At 40.3% G+C, this 20947-nt stretch carries 17 protein-coding genes; 10 read left to right on the top strand and 7 right to left on the bottom strand.

All coding sequences use genetic code 11. The features are described 5' to 3' along the window. The first annotated feature begins 106 nt into the window (after positions 1-106). The 5 genes from AACZ73_RS16810 to AACZ73_RS16830 all read left to right on the top strand — a co-directional run bounded on the left by AACZ73_RS16810 (position 107) and on the right by AACZ73_RS16830 (position 3923). A complete protein-coding gene (locus tag AACZ73_RS16810; RefSeq protein ID WP_339879636.1) occupies positions 107-691 on the top strand; it encodes a glutathione peroxidase in 585 nt (194 codons plus the stop codon). Positions 692-710: 19 nt separating this feature from the next. Then, complete coding sequence (locus tag AACZ73_RS16815; RefSeq protein WP_339879638.1) at positions 711-1631, top strand: 1,4-dihydroxy-2-naphthoate polyprenyltransferase; 921 nt, start codon at positions 711-713, stop codon at positions 1629-1631. Between the two features lie 62 nt (positions 1632-1693). Continuing rightward, on the top strand, positions 1694-2551 hold the full coding sequence (locus tag AACZ73_RS16820) for a universal stress protein (protein WP_339879640.1): 858 nt from the start codon (positions 1694-1696) through the stop codon (positions 2549-2551). Positions 2552-2620: 69 nt separating this feature from the next. After that, positions 2621-2974 carry a translation initiation factor gene (locus AACZ73_RS16825; RefSeq protein WP_339879641.1) on the top strand — a complete coding sequence of 118 codons (354 nt, stop codon included), beginning with the start codon at positions 2621-2623 and terminating at the stop codon, positions 2972-2974. A gap of 61 nt (positions 2975-3035) precedes the next feature. Beyond that, positions 3036-3923 carry a DMT family transporter gene (locus tag AACZ73_RS16830; RefSeq protein WP_339879642.1) on the top strand — a complete coding sequence of 296 codons (888 nt, stop codon included), beginning with the start codon at positions 3036-3038 and terminating at the stop codon, positions 3921-3923. Between the two features lie 4 nt (positions 3924-3927). On the opposite strand, the gene AACZ73_RS16835 is transcribed toward AACZ73_RS16830, so the two are convergent. From AACZ73_RS16835 to AACZ73_RS16845, 3 genes are all read right to left on the bottom strand, one after another. Beyond that, complete coding sequence (locus AACZ73_RS16835) at positions 3928-4830, bottom strand: transglutaminase family protein (RefSeq protein ID WP_339879643.1); 903 nt, start codon at positions 4828-4830, stop codon at positions 3928-3930. Between the two features lie 88 nt (positions 4831-4918). Next, entirely contained in the window at positions 4919-7459 is a 2541-nt protein-coding gene (locus tag AACZ73_RS16840) for a circularly permuted type 2 ATP-grasp protein (protein ID WP_339879645.1), read from the bottom strand. A gap of 40 nt (positions 7460-7499) precedes the next feature. Continuing rightward, a complete protein-coding gene (locus AACZ73_RS16845) occupies positions 7500-10841 on the bottom strand; it encodes a transglutaminase family protein (RefSeq protein ID WP_339879647.1) in 3342 nt (1113 codons plus the stop codon). 249 nt (positions 10842-11090) lie between these two features. On the opposite strand from AACZ73_RS16845, the gene AACZ73_RS16850 reads away from it, so the two are divergent. From AACZ73_RS16850 to AACZ73_RS16870, 5 genes are all read left to right on the top strand, one after another. After that, on the top strand, positions 11091-11765 hold the full coding sequence (locus tag AACZ73_RS16850; protein WP_339879649.1) for an ROK family protein: 675 nt from the start codon (positions 11091-11093) through the stop codon (positions 11763-11765). 194 nt (positions 11766-11959) lie between these two features. After that, complete coding sequence (locus tag AACZ73_RS16855) at positions 11960-13237, top strand: serine hydrolase domain-containing protein (RefSeq protein WP_339879651.1); 1278 nt, start codon at positions 11960-11962, stop codon at positions 13235-13237. A 235-nt stretch (positions 13238-13472) separates the two neighbouring features. After that, a complete protein-coding gene (mnmA, locus tag AACZ73_RS16860) occupies positions 13473-14687 on the top strand; it encodes a tRNA 2-thiouridine(34) synthase MnmA (protein ID WP_339879653.1) in 1215 nt (404 codons plus the stop codon). A 203-nt stretch (positions 14688-14890) separates the two neighbouring features. Beyond that, positions 14891-15592, top strand: a complete 702-nt coding sequence (locus AACZ73_RS16865) for a pseudouridine synthase (RefSeq protein WP_339879655.1) — start codon at positions 14891-14893, stop codon at positions 15590-15592. 60 nt (positions 15593-15652) lie between these two features. Beyond that, positions 15653-17125, top strand: a complete 1473-nt coding sequence (locus AACZ73_RS16870) for a M28 family peptidase (RefSeq protein WP_339879657.1) — start codon at positions 15653-15655, stop codon at positions 17123-17125. A gap of 419 nt (positions 17126-17544) precedes the next feature. On the opposite strand, the gene AACZ73_RS16875 is transcribed toward AACZ73_RS16870, so the two are convergent. The 4 genes from AACZ73_RS16875 to AACZ73_RS16890 all read right to left on the bottom strand — a co-directional run bounded on the left by AACZ73_RS16875 (position 17545) and on the right by AACZ73_RS16890 (position 20929). After that, complete coding sequence (locus AACZ73_RS16875; RefSeq protein WP_339879659.1) at positions 17545-17802, bottom strand: hypothetical protein; 258 nt, start codon at positions 17800-17802, stop codon at positions 17545-17547. 61 nt (positions 17803-17863) lie between these two features. Then, entirely contained in the window at positions 17864-19150 is a 1287-nt protein-coding gene (locus tag AACZ73_RS16880) for a nucleoside transporter C-terminal domain-containing protein (protein WP_339879660.1), read from the bottom strand. Positions 19151-19357: 207 nt separating this feature from the next. Further along, a complete protein-coding gene (locus tag AACZ73_RS16885) occupies positions 19358-19954 on the bottom strand; it encodes a bifunctional nuclease family protein (RefSeq protein ID WP_339879662.1) in 597 nt (198 codons plus the stop codon). A 6-nt stretch (positions 19955-19960) separates the two neighbouring features. Beyond that, complete coding sequence (locus tag AACZ73_RS16890) at positions 19961-20929, bottom strand: electron transfer flavoprotein subunit alpha/FixB family protein (RefSeq protein WP_339879664.1); 969 nt, start codon at positions 20927-20929, stop codon at positions 19961-19963. Positions 20930-20947: the final 18 nt, after the last annotated feature.

The following is a 20947-nucleotide window of genomic DNA, read 5'->3' on the forward strand; positions in this document are numbered from 1 at the left end:
AAATCAAGCATGCTCCTAGTTTTAAACTTATTTGACGTTGGAGCTTGTGTGATTTAATAGATTGCCCCAAATATTCTGAGTGAAAAAAAAATTAAATTATATCCACATGAAAAATCTAATATTTTTAGGATGCCTTCTATTGCTAGTAAGTGCTTATTCTATCAGTAGAACTCATGACTCCAAGGCAAATCCCATATCTTCGAATTCTGAGAAGACAAAATCATTTTACGAATTCTCTATGAAAGACCTTGACGGAAAAGAAGTCGACTTCAATTCTTTCAAAGGCAAAAAAATCATGGTAGTAAACGTTGCATCCAAATGCGGCTACACCCCTCAGTATGAAGCTTTGCAAAAGCTGTACTCCGAAAACAGCGATAAACTGGTCATTTTGGGTTTCCCCGCAAATAATTTTGGTGGTCAGGAACCTGGAACAAGTGAAGAAATTAAATCGTTTTGCTCTGAAAACTATGGTGTGACATTTCCAATGTTTGAGAAAGTATCTGTGAAAGGATTTGACAAGCATCCGATCTACAGATGGTTAACAGATGCCGCAATGAATGGATGGAATAACGAAGAACCTAGCTGGAACTTCTGTAAATACATGATTGACGAAAAAGGTGAATTGATCAAATACTTCCCATTCAAAGTAGATCCATTGGATCAGGAGATTATTGATTTAATCAACGCCTAATCAGAACCTTTCCGACTGAGTGAAACAAGCTATTCAAACAAAAAAAGAAGCCTGGCTGCATGCAGTCAGGCTTCGTACATTACCACTAGCGCTAGCCAGCATATTTGCAGGTTCTTTTTTAGCAGCATATAAGGAAGTTTTCCGCTGGGAAATACTGCTCTTAGCCTCGCTTACTACCATTTTCTTACAGATTCTTTCCAATCTCTCCAACGACTATGGTGACACCATTCATGGTGCTGACCACCAAGATCGACAGGGCCCCATCAGAGCTGTGCAATCGGGATTGATTACCCTTGAGGAGATGAAAAAGGGAATGTATTTATTTGGAACCTTGGCTCTCCTCGCTGGATTAGCGCTTCTCTATCTAGCAGTTCAAGACTGGATGCTCTTTGGAATATTCCTAGGACTTGGTCTTTTAGCGATCTGGGCATCTATTTCTTACACTTCAGGAAGTAATCCTTATGGCTATGCAGGATTTGGAGATATTTCGGTTTTTATCTTCTTCGGTTTACTAGGAGTTTACGGTACCTATTTTCTACACAGTTTAACATGGGATGATTCGGTAATCTGGATAGGTGTTGCTTTAGGGCTGTTCAGCGCAGCTGTACTGAACATCAACAATATTCGAGATATTGAATCCGATACTACAGCAGGTAAAAAATCAATTCCAGTGAGAATTGGAAAGAAAGCAGCTGTCATTTACAATTGGTTTTTGATTTTGGGCGGCAACTATTGCTTATTCATTTTTGCCTTTATGACCAAAGAATGGACTTCCCTACTGGCGCTGGCCATATTTCCACTGATGATAAGAATTGGAATTTCTGTGCAAAAAGGAAAAGATTCGGAATCCATAGATCCTAACCTGAAAAAAATGGCCATTAGTACGTTGGTTTGGGTGCTATTATTTGGAACTGGTTTAGTTTTTTTAGGAAAAAGCTGACAAAAGTCCTTTTCTTATCTTCTAAAATGGGGTAATTTGGCATAAACCAATAAACCGTATTTATGACTAAAGTACTTGTGCCATATGATTTTTCAGAGCAGGCTCAGTATGCACTGGATTTCACGCTTTCCATCTCCGAAAAACTGGAAGATGCACACATCGTAGTTTTGCATGTGATAGAAGTTCCCTCCACAGCCAATCTGGGCACCATGGGAGGCGGCGAATTGGTTCCTGAAATGGACAATCAGATATTCTTTATTGAACTTATGGATCGGCGAAAACAGCAATTCAAGGAGCTAGAAGCTAAATATGCCGACAGTAAATTCCATCTGAACACCAAAATTTCTCTTGGAAATGCATTTGGAAACATTGACACAGCTATAAATGATGAGGAGCCAGACTTAGTGATCATGGGTTCTAAAGGCACAAGTGGTTTGGAAGAAATACTCATAGGTAGCAATACAGAGAAGGTGGTTCGAACTGCGAATTGCCCTGTAGTGACTGTAAAAAGCAAGATAGATCCAGTCAATTTCAAAAAAATTGTTTTTGCAAGTGATTTCAGAGAGGACGATTACAAGTTGGTATCTCAGATAGTTAATCTTCAGAAGCTATTTGATGCAGATTTATATTTGGTTATCGTAAACACTCCAAGCAATTTCGAAACGACAAGAGAATCTTCCATGCGAATAAAGACTTTTGTCAATAAAAATAATATCGAAAATGCTGTGGCTGAGATTTACAATTCTTCTTCTGAAGAGGCTGGTATTGTGGAATTTGCTGAAGATATCGATGCTGATTTAATCGCAATGGCTACGCATGGCCATACGGGATTTATTCATCTGATGGCGGGAAGTATAGCTGAAGATGTTGTCAATCATGCCAAAAGGCCTGTAATGACATTTAAAACCAAGAAAAAATAAAGAGGATCATATTAAGATCTTATAAATAAAATTTGACTCTGATAAGTCTTCAGTTTCATAATGAACACCATGGGAAGAAATAACAACGACTGGAAAAAAAGAGACGGAGTAGTATACTCCACCAGTGATGATTTTGAATTTCAAACAGGAGAAAAAGATGTTCAGGAAACATTAGCTTCCAATCAGCAAAACTTAAAAGTGATGCTGGACAAAAAAGCGCGTGCAGGAAAGAAAGTAACTTTGATTGAAGGTTTTGTTGGAAGTGATAACGATCTGAAAGAGTTGGGTAAAATGCTTAAGAGTAAGTGTGGAGTTGGAGGATCAGCAAAGGATGGGGAAATTCTCATTCAAGGTGATCATAGAGACAAGGTTTTGCAGGTTCTTCTTGGTGCTGGATATAAAGCAAAGAAATCTGGAGGATAATTCATGCACTTAATTTTCTGATGATTAATCCCGCACTTAGAACATATAATAAAATAGTTTTTTGACAGAGATCCTAATCATTTCCCTGGCTGTCAGTCTCAGAGTAGTATCTAATCCCCTGGGAAATGTTTTTCAAAAGCAACTGACACAAAAAGGATCTCATCCACTTTGGGTTAATTTTTTAACATATCTACTTCTTGCTGTACTCTGCCTGTTTGGCTTGATACTATTAAAGAGAATTGAGATTAGCAAAGAATTCTGGCTCTATTCAATTCTTGGAGGTGTTTTCGGCGCATTAGGAAATGGCCTGTTGGTTAAAGCTCTTCAAAATGGCAATCTTTCAATCTTAGGACCTATTAATTCTTACAAGTCCATAGTAGGTCTAATATTCGCCGCTATACTATTAGGAGAACTTCCAAATGCTTGGGGAATAGTAGGAATCGGAATTATTATTTATGGAAGCTATTTGGTTCTGGATACAACTGAAGAGCGTTTTACAGTGGCATTACTGAGAAATAAGGAAATTCAATTTCGTATAGGAGCAATGATCCTCACTGCAATCGAGGCCGTGTTTGTGAAGAAAGTTATACTTACATCCTCCCCTGCTGTAGCATTTATTTCTTGGTGTATTTTTGGAGCTGTATTTTCTTTTGTTCTAGTTCTTTTATTCCAAATTGAAATCAAAACAGAGATTAAAAAGTTTGATACTCAATCATTCACCAAGCTTCTATTTCTGATTATTTGCATAGGCGTCATGCAACTCTCTACTAATTTTGTTTTTGAAAACATGAAAGTCGGATATGCTTTATCCATTTTCCAACTCTCAATTATTATCAGCGTACTTTTAGGTTATCGCTTTTTCCAAGAGAAACACATTCTCAAAAAAATCATCGGCTCTGCCATAATGATAGCTGGATCTGTACTAATTATCTTAATGAAAAGTACTTGATATTTTATTCTTTGGATATCATGACTTCCTCCTCCTCCAAATTTCGTACGTCTACACTCACTTTCATCTCTTGCTCACTTCCGCTGTAGACTATTCCTTTCAGAGGAGTAATATCTGCAAAATCCCGACCTACTGCCACACGGATATGCTTATCGTTAACCAAAAGATTATTTGTCGCATCGAATTCTACCCAATCGTGCTCCGGAATGTATACAGCAATCCATGCATGGGAAGCGTCCGCCCCTATCAATTTTGGCTTGCCGGGAGGAGGTAAAGTCTCCAGATATCCACTTACATATCTAGCGGACAATCCTATTGCTCTCAGACAGGCTAAGGCAAAATGTGCGAAATCCTGGCAAACTCCTTTCCTATGCTTGAAAACTTTCTCCAATGGTGTACTGATGTCTGTGAATCCTGGGGTAAAGGCAAAATCCTTGAATATCCGGGTATTCAAGTCTAATACTGCTTCCATTATCGGACGCTCTGGAGTGAAGGATTTCAATGCATATTCCTTAATCCCATCCACAAATTGAACATGATTCGATTCCAGATAATACTGACGCACATCCGTACTCGTCTTTGTAGAATGAAGTAATGCTACCACTTTTTCCCACTCCATAGTTTCCTCTGCTTTCACATTACTCCACGACGGAACACTGAGTTCTACTACACTACGGGACATCACTGAGAGATTTTTATGCGATCTCTCCACAGAAAAATAAAGATATTTATTCCCAAAAAAATCAGTTCTTTCTATTTCAAAACTTGGCTTTGGACTGATTTCACAGATGTATTCATCCACATGTTGGAATGGAAGGTCTGGAGGGATCTGAAACATCAAGTTGTGGCAAAGTCTCGCCGGAAAATCATAGATGTAATCTGTGATATGTGTCACCTTATATTTCATGCGGTAAAAATTGTTTTTTTAATGATCACATAGAATCTCGCAGAAGGTATAATCATCACGTTGTCGGTCTTTTGAATAATTCTCGATTTCATATCTCAGGAATAACAGAGGATTGAATCATGCTATATCTCGTGTCAGTATGACTGAAATACTTCTCATAGATAAAGTCTGAGGTCTCGTGAAGGAGACATATGATCTCATCCAGAAGAGACGTTAATTCATCATATTCCAAAGTCGACTCATTAGTAGAAGATAGCCTTTGGATGTCACATAATCTGATCTTGGTAATGGCTTCCAGCAGCTTTTTACGGTCTGTGCTGAATAGCTCGTTTTCGTCTTGTTGAGGCAAGGTTTTTAGGTGATTATCAATTTCCAGTAACTGAAAAATCAGTGATCTTGGATTGTCTTCATGTAAAATCAACAAGCTCAGTACGCCGTGCATTTCCAGATTAGATCTGTATCGGTACCGATAGGTGACCAAACTCTCATTGCAACGCAAGGTATCCTCCATTAACTCTTTATTGGATTCCGAGTCAAAAGATTTACTAAGCATTCCCCTTAAAATCATACAGTTATTCGCAGCAGATTCAATAAAACGTCCAATATTCAACAAATGCCAAGTTGGTTCCCTAGTCATGTTGTCTATGTTAAGACCGTAAAATGCCATTAACTTAACAACCATATTATCCAGACTTTGGTAAGCATGCATAAGTGTGGTATCTGATTTCCGCATACGGGTGAGTTCTTCGGATATGCTGTCCAAAATCCTCCATGTGTCTAAACTTAGTCTATCTCTAACAGCATAGGCATTAGTTAGAAATGACTGAATGGAATATGCAATACTTCCTGATTTATCTACGTCATGGACCAAAGCCAATAACTCAGACTCGGGATTTTTTAGGTTCTTTTTAACATTGAAACCGGGTAGAGTGCCGGTCATTACCGTCAGGGTTTTTAGCAGCGTACTAAGTACCGGATTATCATGAATATGGATATCCTCATCAGCTTCATTATAAGAAAGTAAGGTCATACGCATCAGCCTGACTGAATATGCCGATCTCTCAAGATATCTCCCAAGCCAAAATAAACGCTCACCAGTACGGCTTGGCAATACGTTTCGAACCAAAGGCTGATTTTTTATCGCCTTTGGAAGAGTCGATGCAATATCTTTTCCTTTGCCGAGAACCCAAGTATCCTTGCTGATTCCACCCGTTTGATTGGATACTAAAAATGCACCTTGCTTTGGGGAGCTTCTGGATAACCCACCTGGCATTACTTTATAACTTTTGTTTTCAGAATCTGCTACAACATAGCTCCTGAATACGGCATTCCTTGCCTCGAGCTTATTATTGATCCAGGAAGGAGTTGTTGAAAATTCAACCATTTCCTGCCCAACATACATATAAGGGCTACGTCTGATTTCGCGCTTTAAATCTTCCAACTCAGCCTTTGACAGATTACCGCCAAACACGGATTTCTTTTGCGACCCCCGATAGATATTTCTTATGACAAGGGTATCTATGTGTTCAAAGACGTAAGTCAATTCCTTTGGCTGACCGCACCACCAGGTAGCTACAGAAGGTAAGATTAGCTCCTCGCCCGTCAGATGTCTGGAGATTTTTGGTAGAAAAGCCATTAAACCGGGGTTCTCTAACACTCTGCATCCCAACGGATTAATAACAAGTACTTTTCGCTGTCTAACCGCTTCCATCAACCCCACTACCCCAAGGTGAGAATCGCTTTTAAACTCCAAAGGATCGCAAAATACGTCATCTACTCTCCGGATTATTACGTCAACTTTTTCAAGGCCCTTAATCGTCTTCAGCCAAACATAGCCATCACTGACCGTAAGATCCTCACCGAAAGCAAGTGTAAATCCCATAAATGATGAGATGTAGGCATGCTCAAAAAAGGTCTCATTTGTTGGACCAGGAGAAAGTAAGACTACTCTGGGATTTTCCTTATTGTTTGTGGTAAGATTGCTCAGTGTATTCTTAAAGGTCTGATAATACGAAGTGATTTTCCTGGCTTGATTTTCACGGATCAGATCAGGAAACACTCGAGTCATTGCCGCTCTGTTCTCAAAGGTATATCCAGCTCCAGAGGGTGCATCTGTTCGGTCATGTAGCACCCACATTTTACCATTTGGTCCACGGGCTAGGTCTGAGGAATATTGGATGAGTTGTTGATCTCCATCCAGTTTTATGTTGTGCGCTTGTCTTAAAAAACCCCTGTGATTGTATATTAACTCAAATGGAATATGCCCCTCTTTAATCAAGGTTTGTTCTCCATATAAATCACTCATAATTAGATTTAAAAGCTCAGTACGTTGGAGTAATCCTTTTTCTATTCCTTCCCATTCTTCACTACTGAATACCATGGGAACGGGGTCCAAAATCCACGGCCTATTCATTCCATGAGGATCGCCATAGACATTATATGTAACTCCATTTTCACGAAGTTGACGACCAACTTCTTCATGAAACTGTCTCATTTTTTCAGAGCCGATCTGCTCATAATATCTGGCCAATCGTTCCCAATGGGGATGTATTTTACCTTGGTCGGTAGCCATTTCATCCAGAAACGGTGCGTTATTGAACATTTTGTCAATAAGATAAGACTCAATCATGCCCCAAAATTGAACTAATTACGATTGAAATAATAAACAATTATCGTTTTTTGTATCTGCGGAGATCCATGGTGTATGGAAACTCGGGGTTTATAATCTCCTCTGTCGCTTCATAATTATTCTGGGCATTTATTTTAGTTATATATCTACCTGATTTATGTTCGTCCTGTATTGTTGCAGTCGAAGTGCTCGCTGGTGTAATCGTGTGACCAAAGTCGAAAAACCTAGATATCCTTCTGGATTCAGCTTCATTGCTGTTGATAGGGAAATTTTCATAGCTGCGACCTCCTGGATGAACTACATGATATTGACATGCAGCCACCGATTTCTTTGTCCAGGTATCATACAGATCGATCACCAAAGGGGTATCAATTCCAATAGTTGGATGTAAGGCAGAAAATGGCTGCCACGCTCTGTATCGAATCCCAGCAACATATTCTCCTTGTACCCCTGTATTTTTCAGTGGTATTCTATAACCGTTACACAATAAATGATATCTGGAATCGGTCAAACCAGAAATTTTAACCTGAAGTCTCTCCAACGATGAATCTACATAGCGTGCTGTACCTGAACTGGACATCTCCTCTCCCAATACATGCCATGGTTCAATTGCCATTTTTATATCTATATGAATATCATCAACTTGAAGCTCGCCAATAAAAGGAAAACGGAACGAGAAGAAAGGATCAAACCAAGCGATGTCAAAATCATAGCCAGCACCTTTCAAATCATTTACTACTTCCATCATATCCTTTTCGCAGTAGTGCGGCAGGAGGAACTTATCGTGCAGGGAAGTACCCCATCTTACGAGCTTATGATCGTATGGCTGCTTCCAAAACCAGCTCATCAATGCTCTGATAAGTAGCAACTGCACCATACTCATTCTATAATGAGGCGGCATATCAAAGCCCCGAAATTCCAAAATTCCTAAGCGACCGCTGCTGGAATCAGGTGAAAACAACTTATCTATGCAAAACTCAGCCCTATGTGTATTTCCTGTAATATCTACGAGTAGATTTCTGAAGATCCGATCTACCATCCAGAATGGAATCTCATTTTCAGAGCCGTTTGGAACCTGCTGAAATGCTAATTCCAACTCATAAAGCATATCGTCTCTCCCCTCATCCACTCTAGGAGCCTGACTTGTTGGCCCTATAAACTGAGTAGAAAATAAATAGGATAGCGCTGGATGATGCTGCCAATAAGTAATAAAACTCTTTAGCACATCAGGCCTTCTAAGCAAAGGACTATTTTCTGGAGATGACCCTCCTAGTGTAATGTGATTTCCTCCACCAGTCCCCGTATGCTTTCCATCCACGTTGAATTTCTCACTGATAAGGCGGGACTCACGTGCTTTCTCGTAGAGTACTCCATAATTGTGAGTAATCTCCTTCCATGATTTCGCAGGTTGCACATTGACTTCAATCACCCCAGGATCTGGGGTGATCATCATCTTTTCAATTCGCTTATCAGCAGGAGGATCATATCCTTCTATCAAAATCGGAACTTTAAGTTTTTGGGCAGCCCTTTCTATAGCGCTAACCAAATCCAGGTAATGTTCTATGTAGGATACAGGAGGCAAAAACACAAAAAGTTTCCCTTCCCTTACTTCAGCAACCAAGGTTGTCTTGAAAATTCGTTTGGAATTAATAGGCTTTAATTTAGCAGAGTTTGTACGTCTATTTGAAGGAAGCTTCCCTACTTCTGCAAATAAGTCATTCTCCGGCTTGAGCGGCTCGTCTTTTGGAGCTGTATATTCTATCGAATCCAAGGGAAGTCTTAATCCGGCAGGAGAATTCCCAGGAACTAAGTAAAGCTCTTTGGAACGGAATTTCCAGCGGCAACTTTGCCATCTGTTTTCTTGATATTCCCATTCTAGGGGGATAGAATACCCCACTGGTTTGCCCAAGCCCTTTTTAAGGAGCTTGGCTAGTTTCTGACGTTCAAGTGAGGATTTAAGATTATATTTTGCCGGATTGATATTGACTGGGACTTTGCCTTCCTGCCAAATGAAATAAAACGGATCTTCATAAAGTGGAGTAATATTGAGAGGATCTACATTAAGCTGTTTAACCAAATTATCGATGAAACTCTTTGACTTCCTGTGTGTCAATTTATAATCTTTTGATAAATCTGCCATCAAAGCATCATTATGCCACATTGGAACGCCATCTTTTCTCCAGAAACAAGCCAATTTCCAGCGAGGCAAAGGCTCACCTGGATACCATTTCCCCTGTCCGTACTGCATCAGTGCACCAGCACCAAATTCCCCTTTTAACTTATGAAAAAGAATGTTGGAAAGACTTCGCTTATGCTCTCCATCGGCATCGGTATTCCATTCTGCGGCTTCCTGATTATCCACTGAAACAAAGGTAGGCTCACCCCCCATAGTCAGCCGTACATCATTTGCCTCCAAATCCTCATCGACTGTGTCACCAACAGACAAAATCTTCTCCCATTGCTCTTCTGAATATGGCTTGGTTACGCGTGGGGTTTCTTCTATTCTAGTAATTTCATTTTTAAAGAAAAATTCAGTCTCTGCAGGTTCAGCCATGCCAGAAATTGGTGCAGCATCCTGCGGGCTTGGTGTACAAGCTAATGGAATATGCCCTTCCCCTGCAAACAAACCAGATGTTGAATCCAATCCAATCCAACCTGCTCCCGGCACATAAACCTCCGTCCATGCGTGGAGATCGGTAAAGTCTTCTTCCGGACCTGAGGGACCATCGAGGGACTTTTCATCTGATTTTAATTGAACCAGATATCCCGAAGCAAACCTTGAGGCCAATCCTACATGACGCAAAACCTGTACAAGTAGCCAGGCAAAGTCTCTACACGAACCGGAACCAATAGTTAGCGTCTCCTCACAGGACTGAACTCCCGGTTCCATTCGCACATTGTAGCGTAGCTCCTGATTGATCATAGCATTGATAGCTACCAAATAATCAACCGTAATGATATCCTTCCTGATAAGTGACTTAGCCTTCTCCACCAGTTTCATCAATAGTGGATCAGACTCTTTAATCTCCAAATATGGCCCAAGCTGCGTCTTTAAGCTTTCGTCGTATTCAAATGGAAACTTATCAGCATAATCTTCTACAAAAAAATCAAAAGGATTAATCACCACCATATCAGCGATCACTTCCACATCAATCTCAAAATATTTTACTTTTTCAGGAAATACAATTCTTGCCAGATAGTTACCAAAAGGATCCTGCTGCCAATTAATAAAGTGATCTTCAGGCATTACATTGAGCGAGTATCCTTTGATGTAGGTCCGGGAATGTGGAGCAGGCCTGAGCCTGATTACTTGCGGGCTTAAACTTATATGTTTGTCGTACTCGTATTTCGTATAGTGCCGGATAGCAACTTTAATAGACATAGGCTAGGTTGGTAATTTTACTTCAAAAACGATCAAATCATTGCTGATATAAAAATGATTTGGGTTATCTGGGTTGCTGGTATTCCTTGTAATTTAAAGTAAGAAATGCGAGATCATAGCATTTGACAAAAGAAAAATCATTTCATCCCAAAATTAAGATTGCATTATCTGCATGCTAATTTTAGTCAAAATTCTGAATTGAATCAATTTCTTCTTCTGTAAGTAAACATTTCTATTTAGTTTCAATCGATGGAAAAAAACAAAAAGAAAATTCTGGTCATAGATATCGGGGGCTCAAATGTAAAAATCCTGGCTACAGGTGCAGAAGAAAGAATAAAAATCCCTTCAGGCTCCGATTTTTCTCCTGAACAAATGGTGGAACTGGTTAAAGAAAACGCTTCAGAATGGGAATATGACAGGATCACAATGGGTTTCCCGGGAGTAGTCAAAGAAAACAGAATAGTATCCGATCCAGTAAACCTTGGAGAGGGCTGGAACAAATTTGACTTTCAGGCCGCATTTAACTGCCCTATTAAATTTATAAATGATGCAGCCATGCAGGCTCTTGGTAGTTACGAAGGTAAAAAGTTGCTCTTCTTAGGCTTCGGAACTGGATTAGGCACCGCCATGGTCATTCACAATACGATTTTACCCTTAGAAGGCGGACATCTTCCTTTTAAGAAAAAGACCTTCGAAGAATATGTTGGAAAAGAGTATCTGACGAAGAGCGGATCTAAACGATGGGAGAAAAACGTGCTAAAAACCGTGGAATATTTCAGAGCAGCATTTCAACCTGATGACGTTTTATTAGGCGGTGGAAATTCAAAATTATTAACGACAATTCCTGAGGGATGTAGATTGGGTACAAATGAAAATGCCTTCAAAGGCGGTTTCAAGTTCTGGGAAGAGGATTTTAAGTTGTAAGATTTTGACTTAACTCATAATCCCAGTATGAAAGCGCAACGCCTTACATTCTCACTCCTTGGATAAACGTGTTTTTATCAGCCTGAGCAAAATCAACAGCTATTAATTACTGTTTCGTCTGCCGTTTGTTTTTTCGTATTTTTCTATCTGATTGGATTTAAACAATCAATTACCTAATCCCAAAATCCAAACCTATGAAACATCTATTCCTCTATGCCTTTGCGATCTTAATTTTTTCAAGTTGTGAGAAAAAGCAGACAGAAGATACCACTGAAACTCTCCTAGTAAATGAGAAAATCCGGGCAAGAATTGACTCTACCCTATCCAGCTTCGTAGAAAGCGGGAATCTAGCCGGAGTCTCTGCCTTGATTTTTGAAAAAGACCAGGAGGTTTATTACAATGCATTTGGCTATGCGGATCGGGAAAATCAGGTAAAAATGGATAGAAATACGATTGTGCAGATCTATTCCATGACTAAGCCGATCACTGGCACGGCATTAATGACACTTTACGAAGAGGGTAAATTCCAGTTGGATGATCCGCTTTCAAAGTACGCACCTGAGTTTGCTGATATGAAAGTGTATGACGGTGTAGATGAAAATGGAAACATCAAACTAGTAGATGCAGCCAGACCAGTTACTATCCGTGATATCACCCGTCATACAGCTGGCTTTCCAAACCGAGCTGATATTCCTGGTTTGAGTGAGATTTTGGCAGAAAAAGACCCAAGAAGTTTTGAAATCGATTTGAACGCAATGGCCAAAAGAATCGGTGAAATACCGCTTTGGTTCCAGCCAGGAACTCAATGGGAATATGGTCAATCCGTAGATGTTCAAGCTTTTTTGGTAGAAAGAATAGCTGGAGTTCCCTATAAAGAATATGTACAAACTCATGTTCTTGATCCACTTAAAATGAACGACACAAGATATTTCGTTCCTGAATCGGACAGAGCAAGAATGTCTGCTTCCTACAGAAGAACCGGTGAAGGTCAGCTGGAGCAAATGCCAAATGAGGAAGCTCATAAATTCAATATAAATGAATGGCCTCTTACTCCAGGTGGATTTGGATTTACTTCTACTTTGGATGATTACATGACTTTTGCCAGAATGTTGGTTCGCAAAGGAGAATTTGGGGGTGCTAGAATCCTCAAACCAGAAACGGTAGAACTAATGAGCACAAATCAACTTCCTGATTCAGTTACCGAAAGATCCTGGCTTCCAAGCAAGGGGAATGTAGGGTTTGGAATTGACTTCGCAGTACGAGTTGCACCGCCAAAAAGTGCCGCGGAGACTAATGGGACGGTTGGTGAATTCTTTTGGGATGGGGCTGCCAGTACACTGTTCTGGGTGGATCCAGTGAATGAAATCACAGCTGTCCTGTTCGTCCAGCTTTTTCCTTACGATCAGATCAAGCTTCATAAGAAGTTTAAAGATGCTGTATATGGCAAATATCAGCCTAGCGTCTCTAATTAAAATCAGCTAACCCACCGTTCAAGTCATCAGGATCGTTATAAAATCTTTGCTCATTACATTTCTCTTGCCGTCGTTCGTATCATCACGAACGACTTTTTTGTTTGAGTACTTTAAACAAATCAGAGAACAGTAGATTTCCCTTAACTTTGCGCGAAGCAGAACCATTTTCTAATTAAATGTTGTTCTACACTCATTGTAACCTAATGGACCTTGAATCCATTACTTATTACAGCGCATGAAGACAAGACCAAGAGTAGTAGTCGGCCTCTCCGGAGGGGTCGATAGTTCCGTCGCCGCTCACCTACTCATCGAGCAAGGCTACGAAGTCATCGGTATGTTCATGAAGAACTGGCACGATGAATCTGTCACAATTTCCAATGAATGTCCATGGATGGAAGATTCCACAGATGCAATGCTTGTGGCAGAGAAATTAGGAATTCCATTTCAAGCGATTGACCTCAGTGAAGAGTACAAGGATAGAATTGTGGATTACATGTTTGCAGAATATAAAGCCGGCAGAACTCCCAATCCTGATATTCTTTGCAATAGAGAAATCAAATTCGATATTTTTCTAAAAGCAGCAGAAAAGCTTAAGGCTGATTTCGTGGCTACTGGTCACTATTGCCAGAAAGGCGAAACCATAGGAGCTGATGGAAAAACAGCCTATCAGCTGCTTGCAGGAGCCGATCCCAATAAGGATCAGAGTTATTTTCTGTGCCAATTGAACCAAAGTCAGTTAGCCAAAGCACTCTTCCCTATCGGCCATATGCAAAAGCCTGATGTACGAGCAAAAGCCAAAGAAATGGACTTGATCACTGCTGATAAAAAAGACAGTCAAGGATTATGTTTTATTGGAAAAGTCAGATTACCGGACTTTTTACAGCAGCAACTAAAACCAAAAAAAGGAAAAATTATCCAAATTCCTGAGGACTTGGCAATCTATAAAAAACAGCTAATTCCTGCTGGAATTGCACCAGAAGACTACGATCAGGAAACCTTGGATGCGATTTCTCTTCCTACTCACTATACTCAAGATCAAGGCAAAGTTTTGGGTGAACATAACGGTGCCCACTATTTCACAGTTGGCCAAAGAAAAGGGCTACATGTAGGTGGCACAGGAAAGCCTTTGTTTGTGATTTCTACGGACACGCAAGAAAATGTGATTTACACAGGCTTGGGAGAAACACATCCTGGGCTTCTTCGTGATGGTCTGTTTGTCAAAACTGAAGATATACACTGGATTCGTCAGGACTTGAAGCTAAACGTTGGTGAGACAAGAAGGTATGATGCCCGCATTCGCTATCGTCAACCGTTAAGCGGAGCCACCTTGATTCAAAAAGAAAATGGCCTCTATGTCATCTTCGATCAACCTCAAAAAGGAGTAGCTTCTGGCCAGTTTGTAGCCTGGTATGATGGAGAGGAAAGTATAGGATCAGGGACGATATTTTAAGATTTACGATTTAGGATTTACGATTTAGGATTTACGGCGCTAGTGATAGTTGAAAATTTTGGTTCAATTCATTAGCCTCTTTTTACCTAATAAAAATCCCCCTACCCCCCTTTAAAAGGGGGAATAGCTAAACCTGAACCTCAATCATTACATTCAGATAGCCATTATTTTAAATTCTTCATTCATTCATTTTAAATTCCCCTGTGTTAGAAATCCTCTTTGAAGACGAATACCTTATTGCCATTAATAAACCGGCTGGTTTGCTAGTTCACAGAACTTCCATCGCAGCGGAGGAAACGGTATTTGCTTTGCAAATGCTTCGCGATCAGATTGGTCAACATGTGTATCCAGTTCATAGACTCGACAGACCGACCAGTGGGGTTTTGCTTTTCTCAAAAAAGGAAGAAATTCTGCCCATTTTGAAAGAGCAGTTTGCTGATCGATCAGTTCAAAAAACTTACCTGGCAATTGTACGTGGGATTCCTACCATAAAATCAGATTTGATTGATCATCCGTTGACAAGCGAGCGCTCTAACAAGCTTCAGGAAGCTCAAACTCATTACAAAGTTGTAGCAGAAACAGAAATACCTTTTGATACCACAGGAAGATATCCCACCAGTCGATATGCGTTATTGGAATTGAAACCTGAAACCGGCCGCACGCATCAACTCCGACGTCACCTGGCTCATATTCGACATTATATTTTGGGAGATAAAAAGCACGGCGACAACAAGCAAAACCAGTTTTTCGAGAAACAATTTAGGATGATGAACCTACTTTTGCATGCCAGAAAATTAGAATTCACTCATCCAGTTACCAAAGATAGAATCTCAGTTATGGCAGAACTTCCAACCCATTTCCAAAAAACAATTACAGATCTGGGCTGGCGAGAACTTGATTTATAAGGTGAACAGCCTCCTTTTCCTAAAATTGAATTACTTTAGAAAGCACATTAAATTAACCCTATGAACAAATCACTTTTAGGCCTTAGCCTTTTACTTTCTGTGTCTTTTGTAGCAGAAGCTCAACAAAAGAAAATTGATAAAAAATTCAATGAAAAAGCTGCTGTTGCTGAATTAACCTATCTCGCTTCTGATGAATTGAAAGGAAGAGACCCTGGAGCTCCAGAGATGGCTTTGGCCTATAATTTTATAGCTAAGCAACTTGAAGCTGCAGGTGCTAAACCATTATCCGGTGGCGATGGCTATTTCCAAAATATTCCTTTCATGATGTCTTCTCCTCCAAGCAAAGGCGAAATCAAATTGAAAGATTCGGTTTATTCCCAAGGTAAAAACATGCTTGTCATCAATGGTGATGCGATTTCCGGGAAATACGAGTTAGTGGACGTTGGTTTTGGACTTGCCGACGATTTGGAGGGGAAAGACCTGAAAGGCAAAATCCTACTGACTAATGTAGGCGCTCCAGATCGTATGAGTCCCGCTGATTTGTTTGCCTTAGGTAGCGAGAAAGCTAAACTTGCCGAAGCTGCTGGGGCGATTGGAGTCATTGAGCGCTTCAATATTCCATCTATTCCTTGGCCATTAATTGTCAACTACCTCAATCGAAGTCAGATGGTCATAGATAATGGCGAATCAAGCAAAATGCCATACATTTGGATCGAGGATGTGAAAAACATGCTTAAAAATCAATTGACTGCAGGAAAAGTTGAGGCAAATCTTTTAGTAGAAGGCAAGAATAACACTCCTGTGGAAGGTAAAAATGTACTCGCCTGGATTGAAGGATCAGACAAAACGCTGAAAGATGAATTTGTAATGCTATCTGCGCATTACGATCACGTTGGAATTGGAACACCAGATGCAAGTGGCGATTCCATCTACAACGGTACTCGTGATAATGCTGTAGGTACGGTAGCTGTGATGAATGCAGCTAAATTCTTTGCTAAAAACCCTCCAAAAAGATCTATCCTTTTAGCACTCTGGACTGCAGAGGAAAAAGGGCTTTTAGGCTCAGCATATTTTGCAGAAAACCCATTGATTCCTTTGGATAAAATCATTTACAATCTCAACATTGACGGTGCGGGCTACAATGATACCTCAGTAATTACTGTGATCGGATTGGGCAGAACTACCGCAGATGACTTAGTTTCTGAGGCTGTTGCAGATTTTGGTTTGAAAGCCATCGCAGATCCAGCTCCAGAGCAAGGACTTTACGACCGATCAGATAACGTAAATTTCGCCAAAGAAGGGATCCCTGCTCCTACTTTCAGCCTTGGGTTCACAGCTTTTGATGATGAGATCAACAAATACTATCACAAAGCTGGTGACCATGTGGATTCCATGGATTTGGATTATGTGACGCTTTATTGGAAATCATTTATCCTTGCTGCGCAAAATATCGCCAACGCCGAAAACCAACCAATGTGGGTTGCAGGTGATAAGTACGAGGAAGCAGGTAAAAAGCTATACGGGGATAAGTAAGTCCTTTTGCTTGTAAGTTTTAATTTCTGTAAGAGATAAAAAGTGAGAGGTGGTAAGTTGGATCCTGATGGATTCAATTTACCGCCTCTTTTTATGGATTATAGACTGTTTTACGGTTCGTCCCTTTGGCACTCAGGAGGATCTTTGGATAATTTATAACCCAGAATTTCAATCTGGGCTTTTACAGGTTGTGCCTTCAGCCCAATAAACCCAACCTCTTTTCCAATTTAGCTTTAGTGTTTTATAAGAAGTTGGATTCTGGAAAATTGCCAAAGGCAATTCCATTAAAAGCCCTAAATCCAGTGAAGCGGAATTCGGGGTTTAATCAAATCAATAAAAGATTCGGAGTGCCAAAGGCACGATCGGTAAATAGAAATAGCTATCCTTAAACTCCTCCAAAATAGGACTAATAATTCTAATTATTCAAATGGATTATGTACCCTCTCAAAAAGACCTTTGAAAGGAAAGTCAGGAGGAACGAGTCTCCATACATCTAGGCTCGAATTAGCTTGGAACCATCTATCCTCATCTAAACTAAGTTGGCTTTTGCCGTGAAAGTAAACTTTTGGTTCAATTTCATTTAATTCCTTCTCAGCCAACCTATCATCTAAATATTTGACAAACTGATGAAATTCTAAATACGATTTGAACTCTTTTATTTCTTTTAGCCAACTCATACCGTTCATTTCTTGGTTCTAAAGTCTTATATCTAACATCTTGCTACTTGACACTAAAAAACTACCCAAACAACATCCCAGCAATCGTCGCGGTCATCAGGCAAGCAAGCGAAGCCGCAAGCAACGACTTCAGACCCAAACGGCTAATATTTGCTTGTTGATTTGGAGCGATGATCGCAATCCCTCCCAACTGAATTGCTATTGAGCTAAAGTTAGAGAAGCCGCAAAGCGCATAAGTCGCGATCACAATCGACTTGGGACTAAGGCTTCCCATTTCCTTCATCTCGGAGAGACTCAAATAAGCTACAAATTCGTTAATCACTGTTTTCTGTCCCAGCAAACTACCAACTTGAAGGGTATCCACCCAATCCACTCCTATCACCCAGGCAAATACCCGAAAGACTTGGCCAAAAAGGTATTCCAAAGAAAAGCCCTTAAACTGGCCTCTAGTGCTGTTTACTACAAATTCATTAAGCCCTGTAAATTCACCGAATAAGCCCATTAGAAGGTAATTTAGAGCGGCTATCACAGCGATAAATGCCAAGAGCATTGCTCCTACATTTAGCGCTAATTTCAAACCTTCGGAAGCGCCTATGGACATCGCATCGATGAGGTTCACACCCATCGCTTCTTCGTTTACTTCCAATTTATCTTGAACCAATTCCTTTTCCACTTCAGGGATAAACATCTTAGACATCACTATAGCTGCCGGCGCATTCATGATACTTGCCCCAAGAAGATATGCAGCAAACCTACTTTGTTCTTCCAAACTATCACCACCCAGAAAGGCTACATAGCCGGCCAAAACTCCCCCTGCGATGGTCGCCATTCCTCCTGTCATCAGGCACATCAGTTCTGATTTACTCATCTTAGGGATAAAAGGGCGAACCAAGAGTGGCGCTTCAGTTTGTCCTAAGAAGATATTTCCAGCTGCTGATAAGCTTTCTGGACCTGAAAGTCTCATTGTTCTCGCCATAACCCAGGCTATGCCGAAAACTACTTTCTGAAGTATTCCCAGATAATATAATCCTGCCGAAACCGTAGAAAAGAAGATAATTGTAGGTAGAACCTGGAAAGCGAAAATGAAACCATAGCTATCTCCAGCCAAATCACCAAAAATAAATGCCGCTCCATCCCGACTAAAGCTAAGAAACTTTACAAAGCCACGACTAACCATCGCAAACGCACTTTCTACGATAGGAACTTGGGTGATTAAAAACCCAAAAACCAATTGTAATAAAATCCCTATCCCTACTAATCTCCAGTCTATTCTTTTCTTGTTACTTGAAAAAATAAAAGCCACCAAAACGATGACGGCCAAACCAAAGACTCCTCTTAAGTAATCCATTCAGTAATTATTGCAGATAAGGCCTAAAAATAAGGAACGCAGGTGCATAAAACAATCATGAGTTAGATGATTGGGGGTTTAAATGAGAGTTAAAGGTTAAAAAGTGAGCAGTCGTGGTGATCTGAATTAAGATCTGTAGTTCACATCAATTGACTTGGACTCAATAAGACACAAAAAAGCCCGAGCTAGCCCGGGCCTTTTATGTTATCAGTTTCTCTTATTGATTTCATCCCGAATCCGGGCTGCACGTTCATAATCCTCATTATTGATCGCTTTGTCAAGCATCTGATTTAGTTTGTCTAAACTAAAATCCTTCAAAGAGGCTTCTTTTTTAGTGGTAAATTTCTGACTTGGAGATTTCGGTTCGTTCTTATCGTCTTTCTTTTCTACCTCATAATGCTCGACTGCCCCTTCTGACATCGCTTTTTCAGTGCAGAAAACTGGACTTCCAAAACGTATAGCAATCGCTATTGCATCAGAAGGCCTCGCATCCACGTCAGTTTCCATTTGAGCGCTTTTACACTGGATTTTTGCGTAATAAACCCCCTCTTTCATATCTGTGATTACAATTCTTTCGATGTCAAAATCAAATCCAGCCGCAAATGATTTAAACAAATCATGCGTCATGGGACGATTAGGCACTATCTTTTCAATTTCCAGAGCTATCGCCTGAGCTTCAAACATTCCAATTACTATCGGTAAACGTCTAGACCCACCAACTTCCCCTAGCACCAATGTAAATGATCCTGACTGGGAATGATTGGACGATAGTCCCAAAATCTCAAGTTCTATGAGTTTTTCCACAAAAATTTATAATTCAGCTTTAAATGCTTCGTTTAGTTTAGGTACAATTTCAAAAGCGTCACCAACGATTCCGTAATCAGCAGCTTTGAAAAAAGGCGCATCTGGATCTTTATTAATTACTACGATACACTTTGAGGAATTGACCCCTGCAAGATGTTGAATAGCGCCTGAAATTCCTATCGCAATGTATAAAGTTGGAGCGACTTTTACACCGGTTTGCCCAACGTGCTCATGATGAGGTCTCCATCCCAAATCAGAAACAGGCTTGGAACAGGCAGTGGCAGCACCAAGAATTTTGGCCATTTCCTCGACCATTCCCCAGTTCTCAGGACCTTTCAATCCTCTTCCGCCTGACACAACTATATCAGCTTCAGGAAGTAAAACATCTCCGGTAGCACGTTCTGTAGCCGTAATTTTCGAGGCAAAATCCCCATCATTTAGCGATACATCAAAGGTCTCAACTTGGGCGTCCTCTCCATCCTGCTTCAAATCAATTGCATTTTTCTTAAGTGCGAGGATTTTATTATCGGTAGTTACAGTAGTTTCCGCAAAAGCCTTTCCTGTATAAATACTTCTCTTCACTACATATCCACCATCAGTTTTTGGTAATTCTACTACGTTGGAAACCAAACCTGCATTAAGCTTGATAGCAAGTCTTGCAGCTACAGAATCTCCCAGGGAGGATTTCGCCAGCACCAAGGTCTTTGATCCGATTTGATTAAAAGCCTGAGCTATTGCCGAAGCATGTGCCTGGATTACTCCTGCATCCAATTTACTATCCGCACAGTGCAACACTTTGGAAGCTCCGGCTTTACCTACTGCAGCTAATTCTTCCGCATCAATTGTTCCCAAAGCTACAGCGACCACATCTCCTTCACCAGTTTTTCCAGCTAAAGCATGTGCAAAAGAGACTGCCTCTAGGCTGGTCTTTTTTACTTTACCTTCAGCTTGTTCTATATATACTAAAATCGACATAATTTACTAATTTATAAT

Source organism: uncultured Algoriphagus sp. (assembly GCF_963974835.1).
Classification (GTDB): domain Bacteria; phylum Bacteroidota; class Bacteroidia; order Cytophagales; family Cyclobacteriaceae; genus Algoriphagus.

Excerpts from the sequence above, each read along its gene's own strand:
- AACZ73_RS16845 (WP_339879647.1), bottom strand. The coding sequence starts at position 10,841 with ATGTCTATTAAAGTTGCTATCCGGCACTATACGAAATACGAGTACGAC.
- AACZ73_RS16825 (WP_339879641.1), top strand. The coding sequence starts at position 2,621 with ATGGGAAGAAATAACAACGACTGGAAAAAAAGAGACGGAGTAGTATAC.
- AACZ73_RS16870 (WP_339879657.1), top strand. The coding sequence starts at position 15,653 with ATGAACAAATCACTTTTAGGCCTTAGCCTTTTACTTTCTGTGTCTTTT.
- AACZ73_RS16840 (WP_339879645.1), bottom strand. The coding sequence starts at position 7,459 with ATGATTGAGTCTTATCTTATTGACAAAATGTTCAATAACGCACCGTTT.
- AACZ73_RS16890 (WP_339879664.1), bottom strand. The coding sequence starts at position 20,929 with ATGTCGATTTTAGTATATATAGAACAAGCTGAAGGTAAAGTAAAAAAG.
- AACZ73_RS16835 (WP_339879643.1), bottom strand. The coding sequence starts at position 4,830 with ATGAAATATAAGGTGACACATATCACAGATTACATCTATGATTTTCCG.
- AACZ73_RS16875 (WP_339879659.1), bottom strand. The coding sequence starts at position 17,802 with ATGAGTTGGCTAAAAGAAATAAAAGAGTTCAAATCGTATTTAGAATTT.
- AACZ73_RS16850 (WP_339879649.1), top strand. The coding sequence starts at position 11,091 with ATGGAAAAAAACAAAAAGAAAATTCTGGTCATAGATATCGGGGGCTCA.
- AACZ73_RS16880 (WP_339879660.1), bottom strand. The coding sequence starts at position 19,150 with ATGGATTACTTAAGAGGAGTCTTTGGTTTGGCCGTCATCGTTTTGGTG.
- AACZ73_RS16855 (WP_339879651.1), top strand. The coding sequence starts at position 11,960 with ATGAAACATCTATTCCTCTATGCCTTTGCGATCTTAATTTTTTCAAGT.
- AACZ73_RS16810 (WP_339879636.1), top strand. The coding sequence starts at position 107 with ATGAAAAATCTAATATTTTTAGGATGCCTTCTATTGCTAGTAAGTGCT.
- mnmA (WP_339879653.1), top strand. The coding sequence starts at position 13,473 with ATGAAGACAAGACCAAGAGTAGTAGTCGGCCTCTCCGGAGGGGTCGAT.
- AACZ73_RS16820 (WP_339879640.1), top strand. The coding sequence starts at position 1,694 with ATGACTAAAGTACTTGTGCCATATGATTTTTCAGAGCAGGCTCAGTAT.